The following is a 21,087-nucleotide window of genomic DNA, read 5'->3' as shown; positions in this document are numbered from 1 at the left end:
TTAATTTTTAGTATTTAGTCTATTTACTATCTTATCAAAAGTTCGAATAAGAAAGTATTCAACTGGTGGAGTGTTTCTTAATAAAAAGATATGTTTTTTTATTCTTTGCATAAAATCTTTTAGAAATTTAAGTCTAAAAGTCGTATTGCTTTTTTCATTCAATGGGTGCAAAAGTGTATCATCAGCAATAGAAGTGCTCAATAATTTTTCCCATTTTAAAACAATAACATCAAAAGAAAAATTTGATTTAATAAATTTATATACATCACTAAAATCATCTGATTGATGATTTAATAATTTTATAATATTTGAAGCTAACGAATCGACCCGTTTATATAAATACTTTTTGTTATAAACAGTATCTAAATATCCAGGACATTTTATCGTGGTAATATTACACCCCATTGATTGAATTTCAATCGCTGTAAACCCAAAAGTTTCTGATTTTCCAGAAGGATTAGGAACACCGACCTTACACTTTAAGAGCAAGTCATTCTTCTCTTCTCCCATAACCCCCATAAAATGAACTGATGATAGTATTTCACCCTCCTTAGTTAAATACTTCATGAATTTTGCTTCATAATTGGATTCTGCTATTCCCCATTTTCCAAGTTCTAAACCCCTATCATATAATTTCCCTGATCCGATAACATATAATTGGGCATCTGGCACTTTTTTCAATACCTTAGGCCAAGTTCTTGCTAATATATCGAATCCCTTTGAGGGTACTATACTACCAATGTACACTACATTATTATTGCGTTTTTTGAATGGATATAAAGAGATATCGTATTTGTCAATTGGGAATAATGATAGGCCATTATATATATAATCCAACTTATTAAAAATCTTGTGATCTCGGTATAAATCTCTTTGTTCCCGACCTACATTAACTATTCGAACCACATTTTTTGACTCTGAATAAAAATCAAAATCTTCTTCTTTAATAAAGTTATGTGCCCAGATAATAAATTTTAGATTTGGATTTTTAGTAATTAAAAGATGAGGCAATCTTTTATAATCAACAACCAGATATTCTATCTCGCATTTATTTGCACAAGAAATTGTTTCATCTATTGACTCGACAAACTTACAATTGATTTCTTTAGGTAAAACCCCCTTCTTTTCAGCAAATAAAGTAATATCTAGATTATTCTTTCTTTTTGCTAACAAATAAGCCATAGATATTATGGCATATTCTGAGCCACCAATACCAGGGTTACCATTTTCAATATTTAAACAATTAACATTCTCAATACCATTATTGTCTAAATGAAAGCCTATTTTTTTCATTCCTAATTTTATAAAATAAATATAACACAAATGCTTGTACAACCATACTATTGTGCTGATATACCTCTGGGTGAGTTAATGAGATGATAAGTAGAAAACAAAACCAAGCATTGATATAATGATACTTTCTTGGCAACTTCGTTTTTATACATTTCACCATATACCTGATAATAAAAAACACTAAAGGAATACCGCCTAACCAACTTAAACCAAGCAAACCCCAATCAACCCAATTAATTGCTCTTTGAGGTAACTCTGTACTTATATATTCTCCATAAGCACTATTTCCAGGCAGGCCTGAACCGAAAAAATATTCAACAAAACTATGGAAATGTTCTGTGGTATAATAAACAAATTGAATTGTGCGCGCATAATCATCATTATCGAGAGTTTGACCAGAACTTTGCCTGCTAATCATATTGGTTATCGCATCATTTACAACTGGTATCAGAAGAGAAACAAATACCAAACCTATTATCAATACAAAATACATTGCATATTTTGCACTAAATACTCTTTTTTTATATCGAAATATCAACCAACAACTTGAAATTATAGATGCTAGCAACATAATACGAAACCCTCGTATCAATAAACAACTAAAACATAAAATTATTAATAAAATATATTCTGTCTTCCGAGTTTCTAACAAACGATTTAACCCAAAAAACAAACCCAACGATATTAATGATTGACCATGTATTTGAATAAATCTATGTGGTGTTAAACTTTTATGAACCCATTCATATGATGCTCCTATAAAATAAACTGATGGGAAAGTTATTTGCTGAAATACATAACATGCACAAGCCCCAATAATAAGAACAACTATAATACGTTCCATCTTTCGTACGGAAAGATTATAATGAACCAAAAAATAATAAAAAAATAAATCTAGTATGACGAATGAAGCTTGTAATGACTGGAAATATGTCTGACCTCTATAATAATATGAAGAAACAGCACAGAATACTAATGAAATAATTATCATTAATAAGGTCGATCTAAATTTGCGTTCCTTACTAAATCCCAAGAAAGTACCCCAAAGTAGAATTGAAAGATGAAAAGTATTCAGTAACGGCAATCCTTTAAATCCAATATAACCAAAAAAATACGTTACTAATAAAAATAGTAATATGACTTTTGAAGATTTATTCATGACCAATTGAGAAGTATTTATAGTGCATTTATTAAATTATTGATAGATTTTACTCTAGCATTTTTAAGTAGCTTATTAACTTCTCTATAGTCGATTGCTTTTGAAAGTTGTATAGGGTCTTCAATATTAACTAATCTATCTTTTATATTTAATAAAGACAGCAAACTTTCGAATCTGGCACTCCCTCTTTCTTTATTATTAATGCAAATAAATTCCTTATTAAATAAAATTGAAAACACTACTCCATGAAATGAATCTGTTATTATCAAATCGGCATTATGTATTCCCTTTAACCATTCCCCAATAGAAGGTAATCTATATTTAGAGTGGAAAATGCCTTTCCATTTATTGAGTACATGAGGGTAAATATTTACTATTTTTAATTGCTTATTAAGCGATATATTATTAACAAAATCTTCCTTTTCTAAACTTGAGTCAAGAAAAAATTTACATAAATATGGTTTATGCTTTTGTTTTAATTTTGTGATTAACCCATATTCTTTTGCTTCAAGCAATAAAGTTGGATCTAAGTCTTGTTGTGCATTAACAGAAAACAACTCATTACAAATATTTACTCCTGAGTTTTCTCGTACAGAAACATATGAAAATAAACTCAATAGCTCTTTTACCCTTTTTATCTTCTCCTCAGAAACATCAAATTTATCTTTACCAAAGCTTGCCGCATAACTAATTTTTTTAGTTTTTTCACTAACCCAGTCTAAATAAAAGTAGTAACCCATTATATTTATACAATCACAATTCCATACTTGATCGCTACCTGCAAGAATTACATCATATCTCTCTTCTACTGCATCTAAATCTTCTTTGCAAGCTATATGTTTAGTTAAGTGTAAATATTTTAACCGAAATTTATTAAAGTAATTTGGGAACAATATTTTCTTAATTCGAGAAAAACGATATTTAGGAAAATCATAATTTCCATATTTCCGATTAATTATACTTACATCATGCCCTTGCTTTATAAGAACCTGTTGCAGTGCATAACACTGTAATACAGCTCCAAAATTTGCTGAAGCATAAAATGTCACAATTCCTATTTTCATTTTTCTCCTATAATTCTATTAATAACTCTTTCAATTTTCATTTCAACACGATCACGAAAAGTTGCTACTAATAAGTTGGATAATGGTTTATGACTCTTATTTATTTTTTTAAAAAATAATTTTCTATACTGCGGACTAGAAGGACTAGATATAATTGCTTTATTACCATTTAAAGCATGCTCCATACTTACTGAAATTTTCTTTATATTATCGTTATGGAATACTAATTCAGGTTTAATGTTGTTTAAAAAAATCAAACTTGTTCCTTTATCATCATCAAAATCGGGGTAATAATTTTCTACCCCCCAAAAATCAGCCATTGTAATATTGCTACCACTTGTAAATGATTTGAACTTACAATCATAACAAGCTGGACGTAAATATATATTTGACAAAAAACCTTTCATGAAAGTATTTTGTTTAAAATTGGAACAAATATGAATAACCTTGCCTTCACTGTTTGGCTGAAGGGTTAAGGAAAGACTATATTTTTTCCAGCCAGTTTGTTTAGATCTGAAATTAATGCGTTGTATTGTGCTTCTTATTCTATGTTTGGTTTGTGAAACTGTTTTTTGCTCTTTATTGCCTGCAATAACTTCATTCAAATATTTTCGCCAAACCTTTGGACTTGGTACTCCATGACAAATAAAGTCAATCGTCAATAAATTATCATAGTTCTTTTTAAGAGCGAATTTCAATCCGGCTATTTGGCATGGTGTTCCTGTAAATAAAACTTTTCTGCCCTGTTTTAAAAATATCTCAGCTTGTAAATAAGTTTCACATATTTTACTTTGTACATATTTGCTCCTTCTAAACTCATCTAATCCTTCTAAACAGTCGGTATAACTGTGAATAACATCCCAATTTTCATCAAACTTTGCACCAAAGACAATTCCATTATCTTTTATAGTTTTTTCAGCCATATAAGTAAAAAAGCCACCAGAAGAACTATTTAGACGTATTGATTCATTACTGTTCTTTATTGCAAAAATATTAGTGGGTTTTATTTTTTCTTTTGGTGATATCATAGGACATACATTGTTACAAATGGAACAATCTATACATTCTTCAATAGAAACGGATGGATAAAGAAACCCTTCCTCGTCTTCATTTAAAGTAATACATTGCATAGGGCATTTTGAGACACATGCACCACAACCACAACAATCAACCTTATCCTTAATGTCTATCATTTATTTTCTAAAGATTTGAATTACTTTTGTATCAATAAATTCTTTTTCACTTTTAGACAAACCAATAAAATAAATAGCAGTTCCTACCGAAAACACACAGCTAAAACCTACAATAATAAAAGAAAACAACTCATTAGGTAAGTTTAATACCAATATTATTGGCAAAATAATGCCAACAAGAGTTACTTCGGCACCTTTTAATACAACCTCTTTAAAATAATTATACAATGAAAATTCAATCATATTTTTAATTAATAATAACCTAGCAATTTGAGCTATTATTGAAATAATAATTTGTACTATAAATACATATTCAGGTATAGCAAATTGTTTTAAAACAAAATAAGAAATTGGCACTACCATTATATTTATTCCACCTACAATTAATTGAAAATTACGAATTTTACCATGAGCACCAGCTGCTGTTGAAATAGGATTAGCTAAAGCAGTTAACATTCCTATAATAATCATCAATTGTACAAATCTCACAGTATGATCTGGCACTTGTTTTAGCCATATAGACAGAATAAATTCAGTTTCTAGAAGAACTGGAAGTGATAAAAAAAACAAAAGATAAAATGAATACTTTGAACTAGAAAGAACTAATTGGTGCATGTACTTTATATCCCCAGAAGCGTAAGATATATTTATCTGAGGACTCATGGCTTGTTGAAAACTAGAAGAAAATTTTTGAATAGCCATTCGAATTTGTACAGCAATTCCCCTCGCAGCATTAACTGCAGGATTAAAGAAAAAATTTAAAAGAATATTTAGCCCCTCTTGTGTAAATAAATTTGCAATACTACCACTTAAACTCCAAAAGGCGTAAGTAGACATATCGACAAGGAGTTCTCTCTCTATTTTAAAACTAAACTTTATTTCAGTAAAAATTCTATTACAATAAATTTGATATATTACTCTAATTGTCAGATTGGTAACCAACATAAGAAAAGCATATAAAATAAGTTTATCACCCGAATACCGACCTAACATAAGGATTAAAACTAATTTCAAAACTGATTCTATAATTGATACATATGCATAAATATTCATTTTCTCATGAGCAATTATAAGTGCATTATACGGGACGCTTAAAACCATTATAATAGTTGAAACAACCGATAAATGAAAAACCCAACCTGCAGCTATAATTCTATCATTTGGTATTGTCATTTTATTATTTAAAAACCATAATCCTATAGTTTCTGCAAAAACAAATATAAATATCGCAATACAAAAATGAATCAAAATACTTGCACTAAAAACGACACTTAATTTAGATTTTTTTCCACCACCCAAATTAAAAGCCATAAACCTATTCGTAGCGCAACTCATTGCATAATTGACAAATGCAAACATTACTACAACGCCACCGATAACATTATATATACCATAATTAATCTCACCTAATTCTTCAAGTACTATACGAGAAGTATATAAACTAACACCCATTGTGAACAACATACGCAAATACAATAGACCTGTATTTTTTGCTATTTTCTTGTTGTTTTTGGATATTTGGTTTTCGGCTTGTTTTGCTTCTTGCATTATAAACTTATCGGATAAGTGATTCTATTATTGGTGTAAAAACAACTATCTACAGTGCATTACAAAAACTAAACTCTTTGTACCAACTTACAAATTCATCTACTCCTTCATTTAAAGTAGTACTGGGTTTATAATTCACTTTAGTTTCCAAAGCACTGGTATCAGCCCAAGTTCTTTTCACATCACCATCTTGCATTGGCAAAAATATCTTTTCTGCTTTCTCTCCCAATTGTTCCTCTAGACAAGCAATAAAATCCATAAGCTTTATTGGTTGTGAGTTTCCAATATTACAAACATCAGCTAGTGGCGTTTTTGTAGGTAAAACCTTAAGACATCTGTAAACCCCTTCCACAATATCATCTACATAGGTAAAATCCCGTTCCATATCGCCATTATTGAAAACCTTAATGGCTTCTCCTTTTGTAATGGCATTGGCAAAAAGCATTGGAGCCATATCGGGTCTTCCCCAAGGTCCGTAAACAGTAAAGAATCGCAAACCAGTTGTTGGCAAATTATAGAGATGGCTATAAGTGTAAGCCATCAACTCGTTACTCTTTTTGGTCGCAGCATACAAAGAAACAGGATAATCTACACGATCTTCTTCGGAGAAAGGTATTTTAGAATTCCCTCCATACACAGAAGAACTTGAAGCATATACCAAGTGCTCAATTTTGTTGTGTCGGCAACATTCTAAAATATTTACAAAACCAACGATATTCGATTGAACGTAAGCATGCGGGTTTTCTATGGAATAACGAACACCAGGCTGTGCAGCTAGGTTCATAACGTGAGTAAAATGCTCTTGTTGGAAAAGTTGTTCTAATTTTGGCAAATCGGTAAGATCAATTTTCGCAAAACGATAATTACTGTGCTTCTCGCTTGCAATAAGTTGTCCGTTATCTGTTATCAGTTCACGTTTAATCCCTGACTCTGCCAATCGTGCATATTTCAAATTCACATCGTAGTAATCGTTGATATTATCAATTCCAACGACTTCGTGTCCTTCTTTTGCCAAGCGTTCCGCCAAATGGAATCCTATAAATCCGGCAGTACCAGTTACTAATATTTTCATTTCAATGCGTTTTTACGCTAGTTATAATGCTATATGATGACTCGGATGCTTTCCAAAGACAATTATTTCTTTGTCCTTGTGAACTGGCTGCACTTCCCTCAGTACAGAGCTTTTGCGAGATCTCCGCAGGTCATGACAATTTGTAATTCTCATACACCTTTTCAATTCCTTCTTCAAGAGCGATAGTCTCTTTCCAGCCTAGTTCATTCAATTTACTTACATCAAGTAACTTTTTAAAAGTACCATCGGGTTTTGTATCATCCCAAACGAGTTCACCTTGAAAACCTATAATCTCTTTCACTTTTTCGGCAAGGGCTTTAATGGTGAGGTCTTTTCCTGTGCCTACGTTTAAAAAAGAAGTCCACGAATTTTCACAAATTGATTTTGCACCTACGGTGCTTGTTACGCCTGCGGCGTTTACTTTTGCGATTTCTTTAGCGGATATATTTTCGAGTAGGTAAGTGCAGGCATCGGCCATATCGTCGGCATGGAGAAATTCGCGAAAAGGTGAGCCTGTTCCCCAAAGAGTAACAGCTACGCTGTTTTCAGTTGTCGGTTGTTGGTTATCAGTTAAAGAAATGCCGTATTTATTTAGCTTGGCTAAAATTTCTTCTTCGGTAGCTTCGCCTGAAATTCCTTCTATGGGTAATTTATTAAGATCGCTGCGAAGAGCATCCCAATCATTATTTTGTAGGCATTTGCCTAGGTGCATTTTACGAATAAGAGCTGGTAAAACGTGAGATTTCTCCAAGTCGTAATTGTCATTTTCACCATACAAGTTGGTTGGCATCACCGCAATATAGTCGGTACCGTATTGTTGGTTGTAAGCCTCACACATCTTCAAGCCTGCAATTTTTGAGATGGCATAGGGTTCGTTGGTTGGCTCCAAAGCAGATGACAACAAACAATCTTCGGTCATTGGCTGTGGCGCATTCTTTGGGTAAATGCACGAGCTACCTAAAAACAAGAGTTTCTTCACCCCTTGCACATAGGCTTGGTGAATCACATTGTTTTGTATTTGCAGGTTCTCGTAAATAAACTGTCCTCGGTATATCGAGTTGGCAATAATACCACCCACTTTCGCTGCTGCAAGTACCACATAATCGGGATTTTCATCAGCAAAGAAATTGATTACTGCTTGTTGGTTGAGCAAATCGAGCTCAGCATGAGTTCGTGTAATAATATTGTTATAACCCTTGGCTTGTAGGTTGCGCATAATGGCAGAACCAACTAGTCCGCGGTGTCCCGCTATAAATATCTTAGAATCTTTCTTCATTTTATGTCATTGCGAGGACGAGGTACCAGGACGAAGCAATCTGTCCGCATACCTAATAATCCTCAATATTAATGGGTACAAAGACAAAACAATCTGCCCATATACCTTTATTCTATGTTAATAGCACTACTTGAATAATTAAAAGTCCACAAATAAATCTAGCCACTCAGGATTAAATGCATCAATTAATTTTTGTTTTTTCTGTCTTGAACCCGTCTTAAATTGGAAGTAATTCCCGTATACAAAACCGTATGGTTCTTATTGGTAAGAATGTATACTTGGTATGTGCGGTATTCTGTCATTGTCAATTTCTAAACAGATTACTTCGTCGTTCCTCCTCGTAATGACAGCCTTGTGGGGACATTTATTCATCACTCTTTTATTTTAATCTGCGAAAATCAATCTAATCAGCGGGCAGCCTATTCGTTTATTCGAATTCGTTAAGGACAGGAAAACCTGCCTTTTCTAGCACGATCTCTTTACGCATTAACTCTAAATCGGATGTAACCATGTCTTTTAAAAGGGCAGGCAAATAGTATTCTGGTGTCCAGCCCAATAGTTTGTTGCATTTTGTGGCATCACCAATCAATAGTTCGACTTCGGTAGGTCGGAAGTAACGAGCATCAACACCTAAAACTTCTTTGCCTATTTCAACTTGATATTTAGGATTGGTACAAGCTGTCACAGTCGCTTTTTCATCTTTACCTTCTCCAGTAAATGAAAGCTCTATGCCAACTTCAGCAAAAGCCATTTTTACAAAATCACGCACTGTTGTTGTAATACCTGTTGCAATCACAAAATCCTCTGGCTTTTCTTGTTGCAGAATCATCCACATGGCACGCACGTAGTCTTTGGCATGTCCCCAGTCGCGTTTCGAGTCCATATTCCCAAGGAATAATTTATCCTGTAAGCCCATGGCAATTTTAGCAACAGCACGGGTAATTTTTCGTGTCACAAATGTTTCACCTCTATTGGGTGATTCATGGTTAAAAAGGATACCATTACAAGCATACATATTGTAAGCCTCACGGTAATTTATGGTTATCCAGTAGGCATACATCTTAGCTACTGCATAGGGCGAGCGTGGATAAAATGGTGTGCTTTCTTTTTGAGGTATTTCCTGCACTTTTCCGAATAATTCGGAAGTAGATGCTTGATACACCTTCGTCTTTTCTGTTAATTTAAGAAAGCGTACAGCTTCTAATATTCTTAGTGTTCCCAATCCGTCAGCATTAGCGACATACTCAGGCGTTTCAAAACTCACTTGAACATGACTCATGGCCGCCAAATTGTAAATTTCGTCGGGCTGTACTTCTTGAATAATCCTTGTGATATTCATCGAGTCAGTCATGTCACCATAATGAAGTATAAAATTACGATTCTCAACCTGTGGGTCTTGATAAAGATGATCAATTCGGCTTGTGTTAAATGACGACGAACGACGCTTAATACCGTGAACGATATAGTCTTTCTTCAACAATAACTCAGCTAGATAAGCGCCATCCTGTCCCGTGATACCTGTAATTAATGCTACTTTTCTCATGTTTTATTTAATGTATGCCTTTAGTAAGCTAAGGGCATTGTTTGAATTTTATGTTTTTGTGTTTTTTTTTGATGCGTAAAGGCAGATTCTTATTTTTAGATTTCACTCTACTTCCGTCGCATAGAATCTATTCAGCTTTAAATAACATTTGCTCGTGCGACGATTTCCGAGACGCTTAATTATTAACCCAGGGTGACTTTACTAATTATTAATTCATAATTAGTAATTGATAATTAATTTGCCCTTCAGGCAAAATTTGACTTTTTTACTCCCAATCCCAGGGTGACATTCGCTTCGCTCATTTGCCCTAGACTATAATATGTTTGTCCTTCAGGCAAAAACAATTCGTAATTCATAATTCATAATTCATAATTATTTTAAAGATCTTTCGTATGCTCCACCTCGTCTGCTGAGATTTCGGCATGCACACAGCAGCCTAGACTTTCGAAACGGAGAACCAAGCGTTGTTGTCCACGAATTTGAATGAGTTCGCCAAGCACACCTTGTAAAGGCCCCGAAGTCACTTCGAGCTGATCGCCTTTTTTAAAATGGCGAGTAGTTACCTCTACTTCTCGTTCCTTATCGGCTAAGAAAGTCTTAAGTCCCTCAATTTGCGATTCAGGAATAATCACCGCTTTTCCACCAAAAGAGACGTAACGCACAGCCCATGTAGACTGAATAGCTTGATGGTACTCGAGCTCGCTTACACGAACAAACACATAAGAGGTAAAAAGAGGTGTTTCGACCCATTTTTTTCGATCGCTCCATACTCGAAGTTGTTTTTGCATGGGCAAATAACAGTCCACACCATTTTCTACGAGCTCCTCTAACAATTTCCTTTCCGAACGTGAACGGGTATATATGGCATGCCACTTATAATGGCGTTTAATTGTCTGCAATACTTTCGTTTTTTTTAACGTTTAATCTTCGGTAAAATTGTCTATTTTAGTGTCGACTAGATACAGCTTCGCCCCTTCAGTCCCATATAAGTTTTGAGATCCTACAATCATTTTCACTAAATACATAATTAACTATTTAAATAACACGCTGTATACCAGTCAATTAAATTACATTATTTATGTATTACAAATCTGTCATCAATAGACAATTACAGGTTTGCAAAAATAAGGGAATAAAAACGATTGGGACTTGTCAAACCTGTCAAGTTACAAACGTACAATTAAACTTGACTAAAACACAAAAGCTAATGATTAACACACCTAAATTAACGACTAATGACATTTCAAAAACAAGATATTGTCATCTTTTTGTCTGCTATTGTTTTTCTAAATTGAATCGCACATATCACAACATTGAAATTATCAACTCACCAATTCCTTTTATTAAGTAAAACGACCAGTAACTAACATCAGAACAAACAATTAAACATAAAACAGCAACGAAAAAACTTGATGGGAAAATGAAGAATTACTTAGAAACTTATGAAATTTGATATTTGGTTTGGGGAATAAAAAAATCCCCGCGACAAAGCACAGGGATTTTAAAATCATTATTTTAATCGGGTCTATGAGCAAGCCACAAATCATACTTTTTCACTCCCGAACCCTTTCGGGATTTACTTTTCAAACCTATCTCATCATAAATGTCAAGCCAAAGGCAGCACCACTTCCCAGTTCAGCATATACGGCCCAATTAGTCGCAATTCGGTAACGAGCCCCAACATGAGCAGCATATTCTAGCTTATAAAAGTCATCACGTTTTTCTTCAATATTCAAGCCACCAGCCAAGCAAACATAAGGCTCAAGTCGGCTCATCCTAATTAGACCCAATCCCCAAGGAAAATAACTCATTCTAAATCCGGTGAGAATTTGTGTGGTTTTGTTCCAATCAGCATCTTTAAAGGCCACGCCTCCATAAACACCAAGCGTAAATTTAGGATGTATGCGCACATCGTACATACCTTCGAATCCCAGCATACCACCCCATTGGCTTTCGCGATCGACACCCATCGAATAATGATGGCGAGAATCGATGGCATCCATCCATTTTTCGGGCACAACTAGATAAGAAGACTGAGATTTATTATTTTCATTCTGTTTTTTATCAGCAAAGCAATTTAAACTTATCACGACAAAAAAACATACAATTACATACTGTTTTTGTCTAGCGAATCCTTTCAACATTTTGATTGAAATTAGAGATTAACAAATCAAGAAAATTACAGAACAATTAGATAGCAAAACTGACTCCAATAGCATCACTACTCCCTACTTCAGCAAAAATAGCCCAATGTCTTTTAATGAAGTAACGAACACCTGCATAGCAATCGTAAACAACATTATAATCTTCAACCCAAGGATTAACATGCAAACCGCCAGTAAGACCAAGGTAGGGATCCCAATGCGTCGCATTTTCTTTTAGATGATTAAACAAATGAAAATTAAGTCGTCCTCCTAAAATGAGATCGATTTTATCGTCTATAACATTAGGATTAATGTCCAATTCTCCAATTCCCCCCAAAGACAAACACTCACAAATACGAACATCGTAAAACACCTCAAGTCCCATATCGGTACCATGGGGTCCTTCGCCGTAAGTGTTAACCCCTACCGAATAAATATGTCGTTTAAAGGTATCTTGTTGCGCCATCCCATTAAAGGAAATGAGCAACAAGAGCAGAAAAAGGTACTTCTTCATATTTTCTATTTTGAAATTTACAAGCGACTGTCTTTGTCGACTCATATATTTGTCAGTCATTTTTTTTGCAAAAACAAACCTGCTTGAACCAATAAGCTAAGCTGCGATTATGCCTTATCTATTTGTTCTATTTTTTTTATTGATGCCTCGATAAAAGTCTAAAATGAAACAGCTAAACCTAGTGCAGAATTTCTTGTTCCCACTTCGGCAAACACCATCCATTTTTCATCTAAGTCGTAGCGAGCGCCAACATGTACACCTACAAAGGCATCGTATAATTTCACATCTGCCGGGTGAGCTTTAGCTCCAACAGATACACCAAAATAAATATCCAATGGATTTTTTCTGAATTTTTCAAACTTCAGAATATGATAATTCGATCGCAAGGCAAGTGAATATTTATGCTCCCCATTCAAATCAGAATTCATGACATAGATATCCGCTTGACCTCCAACAGAAAATCGTTTCGATAATCGATAATCTAGAGCGACCATACCACCAAAAAGGTGTTTGTATTTATAACCTGTCGTTATGGCTCCAGATAGAACGTACCTATTCAAATCATATTGATTTAAAATATACTTGCTTGTGAGAACAGTTTGAGGAGTTTCAGTCTCTGTTTTGATGTCTTCAGCATGTAAGCTGACACTTGCAGTCATTAAAAAAGCTACAAGTAAAAATTTAAAAGATTTTAAATTCATAATGCGGATAAAAGGTTATTATTAATCTAATTTTAAATACGGATACTAATTATTTCTTGGTTTACATTTCAACGCATTCGGTAAGTGAACTGAAATTTTATTCATCGTTAAAAAAAAACAGAATGCAAGTTGAATAGACTTTAAATTGTTGCTTACGAGTTATTAATTCATTCACCTTTCCAAATAATGATTTCTAAAATTTATAACAGTAAGAATTATACCTTATTCTCTAATGAGAAATATCTCACGCCCAATAAAATTTATGATATAGATTCAGATCTCCAACTTCAGTCTCATTTATCTTCAATTCATTCCAAATACACACTCACAAGATTCTCCACTCAAAAGCTAAATTTGTGTGCTTATAAATGAGTCTTAATTGAACATGCAAAGATATCAGAACCAATACATAATTCATAAACGACCAAGAACTATTGATCAACGAGCATAAAATGATGACCAAAACACCTGGAAATTATGCAAACCCTCATTTATAAATGATCTAAAAATAGTGTTTCCATTACGTTTGAAACAAATAGAAGGTCTTCCATCATTCATAATTTCAGAATTAAATACAAGGCAATCTACGCCAAATAAATCAGAAAGAATAAGATGATAACGATAAGTGACTCTAAACAACAAAAGAAATTCACCTTTACATATTCATAAAATTCAACAATCAAAAAATGAAACATTTACCTTTCATACTATTTAATAGCACTTTAAAGGTTAGGAAATGAAAGAATTGAGTTATTTCCCCAAAAATGGAAAGTTATATGTCATTAGAAACGCTTGTCTTACTTAACAAGCTAGCTCCATCTACTTTTTGCGTTTACCAAAACCCCGTGGGGTCTATTCAACTTAGTCTATTAGCTTATAATGTGACAAATTTCACCTTCAATCCATCCAATGCGCAATTTGTTTGTCTAGCCTGCAACTCACTTAAATAATAAAACAAACCAATGTCACATTACGGTTTCTGACAGTAAAAATAAAAGGAATAGCCATATTGTTCGTCCTTTATTCTACATCTATAAACAGATTAAAAAACGGATATCAGCATTTATACAGGATGTTAAAGTAACATTGAATACTTAATTGGGATGCAAATAAAAAGTGAAAGACAAATGGCAGCACAACTATGCTTAGCATCAATAACTTTACTAGTAAGTATATTAGTTAATGACAATTTAGAAGTTGAAAAAAATAATTGTGCTTAAATGAACAAGTAGAGTTAAACAATTTGAAAAACGAAGCTCATTTTTAGTATTTCAAATTTTGATCATCTGCTCAATCATCCCGAAGAATGCCAAGAGGTTCATAAATAACCACATTGATAAAATCAGCAAACAAGTTTCTCCCTAATATATTACTTTTAAACACTTACAATACTCCCATCAAATTATCTTTGGCGTAGAATATTTATCTTAAAAAAAATATTTTTGCAGTATTTAATGAATATTATGGTTTAATAAATATTATTTTTATTATTTTACAATTATTAAATTGTACTAACTCTAGCTTCTATGAATTCTAAAAACATCATAATTTTATTGATTTTCATCCTATTTTCTTTTTTGGAGACAAGTGGGCAGAATGTACTATCAGTGAAAAAAAGTGATTTTGTAAATAATAGTACGGAATCAGTTGTTGCCTATTCCAAAATTAAAGAAGCACTTGCCTTATATCAAACAGTACCGAATTATGCTGATAAGTGTATTGCATTATTTATGGAGGCTTACAAGTATAACAATTCAAACCCAGAATTGAACTACAATATTGGGATTTGCCATCTTCAAAGCAATTCAAAGGGTAAAGCTTTGGATTATCTGAAAAAGGCAGGTCAATTAAATCCTGATGTAAGCAACGATCTTTATTATTTTATGGGACTAACACTCCAATATCGTTACGAATTTTTGAACGCAATTAAGATGTTTAATAAAAACATTGAATTGGCAATCAAAGAAAGAGTCGATCAAAATAAGACTTTAATTGAGCTGTGCGAGAAACATATTAACGAATGCAAAAGTGGACTGAAACTACAGAATTCACAAACCAACAAAGAAGTCAAGCTATTGGATCATATTATTAATTCAACATACAATGATTTGAACCCCATACTAAAAGATAAGACCTTCTATTTTAGTTCTCAACGGGTAACCACTACCAAAGGCAAACTGCTAGAAAAAGTGTATTCTGCATCGGTGGACAAAGAAAGCTTTAAGAATTTCAAAAAAGAGGATGTCTCTTTTAACAAAGATTTGAATGTGGCAATGGTCTCTTACAACGGAGATAATGAGCTTGCATTTTATTCTGGCATTGATGGCGGAGGTGACATTTTTCTTGCCAAACTAAAACAAGGCAAATGGATTTTAAATGAAAGTATCTATCTTATAAATACACCTTCATCAAGAGAAGCATCGGCTTGTATTGCAGGCAATGAACTTTACTTTGTAAGTGATAGAAGCGGAAGTTACGGAGAATGTGACATTTACTATAGCACCAAAAATAAAGGTGGGGAATGGTCGAATCCTAAAAATATTGGTCTGGATATAAACACCCATTATGATGAAGCTGATGTATTCGTTACCCCTGATGGAAAAGAATTGTACTTTACCTCAAATGGACATAACACAATGGGAGGTTATGATATTTTCAGATGTGATCGTTTGGAAAATGGAAAATGGGATACACCTGTGAATATGGGAACACCTATAAACAGCCCCTATAATGATATTCAGTTTTTTAAATCTGCCGACGGAAAGGAATTCTTTAGTTCGGATCGGAATGGCGGATTTGGCGGTTACGACATCTATAAAATAGAGACAGTTATTGAACCTGAACTGACTGCCATTGAAAAGCAAAAAGCTGAAAACCTTTCTGCAACCCAGGAAAACCCAACCATAAACAAGGAGCTTGAACAAAAATCTATAATAGAAGTGATTCCAGAATTGATTTATAGAGTTCAGATTCTTGCCTGTAAAAACGAAGCGAATAATAAGGAATTAAATAAAACATACCAGGGGCAAGAGCCTATTGCTCATCAATTTAGCGAAGGCTTTAATAAGTATGCAATTGGAACATTCAAAACCTACAGGGAAGCTGCAGCATTCAGAGATTCATGTCACATTAAAGGCGCTTTTATCGTTCTTTTTAAAAATGGTAAACCCTTAAAGATTAAGAGAGCAGCAATAGCTTTAGAGTCCTAAAAGAAAGACCTTGAATATTTCCTCTAAAATCAGACATTAAATTCTAATAATAAGAAACAGAAAGCCATGACAATTGAGTCGTGGCTTTCCGTTTATATAAACTATACAGTCCTGATTACTCATCACTCTCAACTCACTGTCCAGAAGCAAGCGTATCGCTCCTACGGAGCTTAAAATATAACAAACCTACCTTTCTACCATACTGACGTTCCTACGGAACTATTAAAGATACCGTAGCTCCTGCAGATATCTTATCTGCAGGTACAGAGTTGGGGATTTATAATCCCCTCGTTCATAAAACATCTTATTAATCAACGATTTTCAATTTTATAAACCCTTGCTCCTGCAGATATCTTATCTGCAGGTACAGAGTTGGGAATTTATAATTCCCTCGTTCATAAAGCATGTTTTTAATCAACGATTTTCAGCTTTATAAACCACAAGGATAAAACCGAAACGAAGTGAGCCCTTGCTCCTGCAGATATCTTATCTGCAGGTAAGGAGTTGGGGATTTATAATCCCCTCGTTCATGAATATGGTAGAAAATTAAAATACACACAAAATAAAGGCCCTTGCTCCTGCAGATATCTTATCTCCCAACTCACTTAAAATTCTTTTTGCTTTTGGTAGTAATATTATTTTGTTCCGCCCCATAACAACAAATAGTTTTTACGAATACACATCTTTTTGTCAAAACTAATTTACCTTAAAACAAGATAGTATTTAACCAGTTTGCTTCCTTCTTCCTGTTGTTATATCAGCTGGATATAATCCTATTTTTTAAGCATGAGCGCCAAATATGACGTTTTAGCATCATTTCCTGTTTGAAACTACTATCATTTGGAAAAGATATCTTATCATTTTACTACCTATAATCCATCATTTACAATAAAGGGAAAATCATTTACCTCTAAATAATAATCACGTAACAACCTAATTATCATAGTGTTTTTCTTACACGGCTATTTTCATTTTGAAGTTTTCATTTTTAGCTTACTCAAAAATCATCTAATCTTACAATGAACGTTTTGCAATACGAATCATGTAATAATTATCATTTAAAAATTAAGAATATGGCTGAAGTATTTATTCCAACAAAAGATGATTGGAGTGCATTTGAAAATCGCATTCTCAGAAAGATTGAAGACAAAATTGAACAAACTGGAAGAAGTGATGTTCGTATTTATACTGGTAAAGATCTTGAGCGACTTTTACAAAGTAGTCCAAATACGATTAAGAGGTTCAGAACAGAAGGTTTATCCTTTATTAGAATTAGTAGTGGTGAGTATAGATATGATGCTAAGGATCTCCTTAGCTTCTTAAACAAACACAAGTATAATCACTTAGCAGATCTAATTGACAATAATCTATCAAAGTGAAGTGTAACTGGCTATCAATAATAGGATATCGGTTTGGATCTACCTAAAAGAAGAAGGTAATATAAAGACATAAAAAAAAGGTGGAATTACCCTTCCACCTCATTTTCAATAATGCTAAAAAAAACATAATTACATGGACAAATTTAAAGAAAATTTCGTTTCAAACAAAATGGGAAACACCTCTCAAGAACAAGAGAATCAAAACCTCACTAAATTCAGTTTATTCAAAAGACCAATACTAAACACCATCCCCTTTTCAACCACTAATACATTAGACATTTATAATCTCATTAAAGGGTTAAAATATCAAGACATAACGCAAAGATTAAGATCCATAAGTGATAAAAATGAAGCTAGACAGTATAAAGCAGATCATTTTGATTACGCCTGCTTTTCAGGAGAATTTACTAAGAGATCCAACAAATCATTAATCAAACATTCAGAATTAATGGTATTAGATTTTGATCATCTAACAGACTTAGAGCATATTAAAACAAAATTAATTAATGATATTCATCTGGAGACTGAATTACTCTTTATTTCCCCATCAGGAGATGGTTTAAAATGGGTTGTTAAAATTGATTTAAGCAAGGCCAATCATCATGATTATTTCATTGGAATTAAAAATTACCTAAAGTTTACTTATGGAATTGATATAGATGATAGTGGAAAAGACGTAGCTAGAGCTTGTTTCTTACCTCACGATAAAGATGTATTTATTAATTCTAATGCATCTGAATCTCAGAAGGAATTTAATCCGCACATATGGCAAAATGAACAAAAAAACATAATGGCAAGCTTAAAATTTGATTGTTTAGAAGAAGATGTTGACAAATTGATTAATGTAATTGAAACTACAAGAATAGATATTACTCAAGGTTATGAAAATTGGATGAAGATTGGCTTCGCTATAATAGATTTATTTGGAGAAAGTGGTCGATCTAATTTTCATAGAATAAGCCAATTTTACAGTAAGTATGATAGTTATAACTGTAATGAGTTTTTTGATGGCTTATTGAAGTCAAATGGTTCTGGAATTACTATAAACTCATTGTTTTGGTTAGCGAAAGAACACGGTATTGTGATTAATAGTGTAATCGATAAACAAATTCAGTCAAAGATTAAAAAAGCTGTACCAGGTAAACTCAAATCAAAACCATTTCCTGTGGATGCATTTCCCAATACAATTGCTGAATTTGTAAGTAAATCAGCAGAAGCCATTAATTGTCCTGAAGAATTTATTGCAGTTCCTATGCTATCATGTTTTGCCATGGCAATGTCAAATAAGCGTGTTGTCGAGTTAAAAAAGGATTGGAGGGAGTTTGCTATTTTATATGCTGCTATTGTTTCAAGACCAGGAACAAAAAAATCTCCGGCATTAAATAAAGCAATCCTGCCTTTAAAGCAACTTCAGAATAAATTTTCAGCATCATACCTAAAAGATAAAGAGAAATATCAAAAGAAATGTGAAGCATTTGAAAGTGAGTTTCAGAGATGGAAATCATTAAGTAAATCAGAACGCTTAAATTCTGAAACACCTATAAAACCAGACACTCCAACCGTAAAACAGCTCATTACTTCTGATGCTACTATGGAAGCTATTACAGAGTTAATGATCAATAATAACTCTGGGGTATTGTGTTATATGGATGAATTGGCAGGTTGGATTAAAGGAATGAATCAGTACAAATCTGGTGGAGGAAATGAACTGGAAATGTGGTTGAAATTGTGGAGTGCAATATTCCAAATTATTAATAGAAAAGGCAAAGAACCTATTTTTTCAGATAATCCATTTGTAAATGTATTGGGTGGAATTCAACCAGAAGTATTGGATATTTTTTCAGGAAAAGACAATGGTTTAATTGATCGGATTCTTTTTGCTTATCCTGATGAAATTGCCCCCATGATCACAGATATAGAAGTATCTGAGATTTTAGATGAGAAATTAACATCTATTTTTAATAGGTTATTTAATGCCCATTTTAAAGAAGGAGTAAAATCTGATCAACCAGAGATAACAAGGTTTTCCTCTGAAGCTTACCAGAAATTTAAAGATTACGTTAATAATACGCTCTACAAAGAAATGGTATCCTATCAAATGCCCTATTATTTAAGAGGAGCATGGGCTAAGTTTCCTGGTTATATAGCTCGGTTTGCCCTAATTATTCAAGGAATGAATTATGGCGAAAATAAAAAAACACTTGAGAAAATAGATTTGGATAGTTTAAATAAGGCCATTGAAATAACTGAGTATTTCATGGAAAATGCAAAGAAAGTTTACGCACGACTTAATGCCAGCAAAGTTGATCGAAAAGTTGAGTTAGCGGAGAGATGGATTAACCGAAATGGTGGTAATGCAAGTTTAAGAGAGATCTATACTCATAAGGTTGCTGGATGTAAAAATACGAAACAAGCCAAATCTTTATTTGAAGAAATGGTTAATCGTGAACTTGGAATTATGAACGAGCATTACCCAGAAGGAGGTGGTAGAGCAACTTTTATTTTTGTACTAGATGATGCAGTCAGCAATCCAAGAGAATTGAACTATAATTTCGATTGAGTCAATTAGTTATAGCATTTTAAGCTTGTCTGCAAACGGGTCGGCAATCGCTCCATAAAAGTAAAAACATAAAAACGATTGCCGACTCGTTTGCAGAATACTAAATTCATTGGTAATGATCACACATTCAATCTGTAATGAGGACAATTATATCATTGCTGACTAATAATCCTATTAAATTAAAAAAAAATGATAAAAACAATATTGATAATAAACCCCAAAAGGTAGTAGAGCAACTTTTATTTTTATACTAGATGATGCAGTCAGCACCCCTTTACAATCTAGCTATAATTCAGACTGAATCAATTAGTTATAGCATTTTAAGCTTGTCTGCAAACGGGTCGGCAATCGCTCCATAAAAGTAAAAACATAAAAACGATTGCCGACTCGTTATCAGAATACTAAATTCATTGGTAACGATTTCATATTCAA

General features: G+C 33.2%; 16 protein-coding genes. 3 read left to right on the top strand and 13 right to left on the bottom strand.

The genetic code is table 11. From position 1 onward, the window contains the following. The 13 genes from EMN46_RS03090 to EMN46_RS03030 all read right to left on the bottom strand — a co-directional run bounded on the left by EMN46_RS03090 (window position 1) and on the right by EMN46_RS03030 (window position 13,507). The gene (locus EMN46_RS03090; protein ID WP_154199207.1) at window positions 1-1,293 is read right to left on the bottom strand and encodes a glycosyltransferase family 4 protein; all 1,293 of its coding nucleotides are present in this window, start codon (window positions 1,291-1,293) and stop codon (window positions 1-3) included. Further along, on the bottom strand, window positions 1,262-2,452 hold the full coding sequence (locus tag EMN46_RS03085; protein ID WP_154199206.1) for a hypothetical protein: 1,191 nt from the start codon (window positions 2,450-2,452) through the stop codon (window positions 1,262-1,264). The genes EMN46_RS03090 and EMN46_RS03085 overlap by 32 nt, the downstream gene beginning before the upstream one ends. A 17-nt stretch (window positions 2,453-2,469) precedes the next feature. Beyond that, entirely contained in the window at window positions 2,470-3,516 is a 1,047-nt protein-coding gene (locus EMN46_RS03080) for a polysaccharide pyruvyl transferase family protein (RefSeq protein ID WP_154199205.1), read from the bottom strand. After that, window positions 3,513-4,709, bottom strand: a complete 1,197-nt coding sequence (locus EMN46_RS03075; RefSeq protein ID WP_154199204.1) for a Coenzyme F420 hydrogenase/dehydrogenase, beta subunit C-terminal domain — start codon at window positions 4,707-4,709, stop codon at window positions 3,513-3,515. Before EMN46_RS03075 ends, EMN46_RS03080 begins: the two co-directional genes overlap by 4 nt. Continuing rightward, window positions 4,710-6,257 (bottom strand): oligosaccharide flippase family protein, encoded by a 1,548-nt coding sequence (locus tag EMN46_RS03070; RefSeq protein WP_154199203.1) that lies wholly within the window; start codon window positions 6,255-6,257, stop codon window positions 4,710-4,712. Between the two features lie 49 nt (window positions 6,258-6,306). Continuing rightward, window positions 6,307-7,329 (bottom strand): NAD-dependent epimerase, encoded by a 1,023-nt coding sequence (locus EMN46_RS03065; RefSeq protein ID WP_154199202.1) that lies wholly within the window; start codon window positions 7,327-7,329, stop codon window positions 6,307-6,309. A gap of 130 nt (window positions 7,330-7,459) precedes the next feature. Beyond that, window positions 7,460-8,605: a GDP-L-fucose synthase gene (locus EMN46_RS03060; protein WP_154199201.1), complete on the bottom strand. Its 1,146-nt coding sequence runs from the start codon at window positions 8,603-8,605 to the stop codon at window positions 7,460-7,462. A 185-nt stretch (window positions 8,606-8,790) separates the two neighbouring features. Beyond that, window positions 8,791-8,907 (bottom strand): GIY-YIG nuclease family protein, encoded by a 117-nt coding sequence (locus EMN46_RS20360; protein ID WP_368667489.1) that lies wholly within the window; start codon window positions 8,905-8,907, stop codon window positions 8,791-8,793. Window positions 8,908-9,032: 125 nt separating this feature from the next. Beyond that, window positions 9,033-10,148: a GDP-mannose 4,6-dehydratase gene (gene gmd, locus EMN46_RS03050; protein WP_154199200.1), complete on the bottom strand. Its 1,116-nt coding sequence runs from the start codon at window positions 10,146-10,148 to the stop codon at window positions 9,033-9,035. A 377-nt stretch (window positions 10,149-10,525) separates the two neighbouring features. Further along, window positions 10,526-11,047: a UpxY family transcription antiterminator gene (locus EMN46_RS03045; RefSeq protein WP_154199199.1), complete on the bottom strand. Its 522-nt coding sequence runs from the start codon at window positions 11,045-11,047 to the stop codon at window positions 10,526-10,528. Between the two features lie 690 nt (window positions 11,048-11,737). Beyond that, the gene (locus EMN46_RS03040; RefSeq protein ID WP_154199198.1) at window positions 11,738-12,292 is read right to left on the bottom strand and encodes a hypothetical protein; all 555 of its coding nucleotides are present in this window, start codon (window positions 12,290-12,292) and stop codon (window positions 11,738-11,740) included. Window positions 12,293-12,338: 46 nt separating this feature from the next. After that, a complete protein-coding gene (locus EMN46_RS03035; RefSeq protein ID WP_154199197.1) occupies window positions 12,339-12,806 on the bottom strand; it encodes a hypothetical protein in 468 nt (155 codons plus the stop codon). 158 nt (window positions 12,807-12,964) lie between these two features. Next, a complete protein-coding gene (locus EMN46_RS03030) occupies window positions 12,965-13,507 on the bottom strand; it encodes a hypothetical protein (RefSeq protein ID WP_154199196.1) in 543 nt (180 codons plus the stop codon). A gap of 1,526 nt (window positions 13,508-15,033) precedes the next feature. On the opposite strand from EMN46_RS03030, the gene EMN46_RS03025 reads away from it, so the two are divergent. From EMN46_RS03025 to EMN46_RS03015, 3 genes are all read left to right on the top strand, one after another. Continuing rightward, window positions 15,034-16,716, top strand: coding sequence for a PD40 domain-containing protein (locus EMN46_RS03025; protein ID WP_154199195.1), 1,683 nt, complete (start codon window positions 15,034-15,036; stop codon window positions 16,714-16,716). 1,073 nt (window positions 16,717-17,789) lie between these two features. Beyond that, window positions 17,790-18,095 (top strand): hypothetical protein, encoded by a 306-nt coding sequence (locus EMN46_RS03020; protein WP_154199194.1) that lies wholly within the window; start codon window positions 17,790-17,792, stop codon window positions 18,093-18,095. Between the two features lie 133 nt (window positions 18,096-18,228). Beyond that, the gene (locus EMN46_RS03015; protein ID WP_154199193.1) at window positions 18,229-20,655 is read left to right on the top strand and encodes a DUF3987 domain-containing protein; all 2,427 of its coding nucleotides are present in this window, start codon (window positions 18,229-18,231) and stop codon (window positions 20,653-20,655) included. Window positions 20,656-21,087 lie beyond the last annotated feature (432 nt).

It is taken from the genome of Ancylomarina sp. 16SWW S1-10-2, from assembly GCF_009669305.1.
Lineage (GTDB): Bacteria > Bacteroidota > Bacteroidia > Bacteroidales > Marinifilaceae > Ancylomarina.
Note: the sequence above shows the minus strand (reverse complement) of the source record. Positions and strands in the feature narration are given on the sequence as shown.